This is a genomic window from Cupriavidus sp. 05N40 (assembly GCF_056397305.1).
In genome coordinates this window covers 1-616 of record NZ_JBFTND010000458.1, presented here as the reverse complement: position 1 = coordinate 616, position 616 = coordinate 1, and the positions used below count along the sequence as shown (strand labels likewise).

The 616-nt window shown below is 68.5% G+C and carries 1 protein-coding gene; it reads left to right on the top strand.

Annotation, left to right across the window (positions count from 1 at the left end; genetic code table 11):
• Positions 1-219: 219 nt before the first annotated feature.
• On the top strand, positions 220-616 hold a 397-nt coding region (locus tag AC1DO7_RS41435; protein ID WP_477117595.1), incomplete at its 3' end, for a septum site-determining protein MinC.

Sequence of the window (616 nt, the reverse complement as noted above, 5' to 3'; positions counted from 1 at the left end):
GCATACTCCCTTGTCTGGATGGCGCAATCGTAACAAGAGCGCGGGCCCGGCGGGAAGCTGCGCGGAGGGAGGGCGGCAGCGAGTGTCGTTCCCTGCGCGGGGATGCGGCGGGGCCKGTTCGTGCGCGCCCCATCCGGCACTGGAGAGGATTGCGGGGGTATTTGTTACAGTTCTGCCTCCAGCTGACGTTAGAATGTCCCATTTCCACGGTCACCGACTATGTCCCAGAAGAAATCGCCACGCTTCGAGCTGCGCAGTGGCAATGTCGACGCCCTCCTCCTCGCTCTCAAGTCCGCTGACATGGCAGCGCTGCGGGACGACCTTCTGTCCCGCTTCGAATCGACCCCTGATTTCTTCTCCAACGATGTCGTCGCGCTGGATCTGCGCCGCCTGGAAGGCGACGACCGGATCGCGCTGGACATGGTGATCGAGACCCTGACCCAGCTCAAGGCCCGCGCCATCGGCGTGGTGGCGCGCGAAGCCCAGCGTGACTGGGCGGCGTCCTTCGGCCTGCCGCTGCTGGACAGCCATAGCCGCCGCGGCGGCCGCGACGAGGCCGCGCCGGCCGCGACCCAGGCCGAAGCGCCCCCCGGGGCACCGGCCGGCGGGCAGGCGC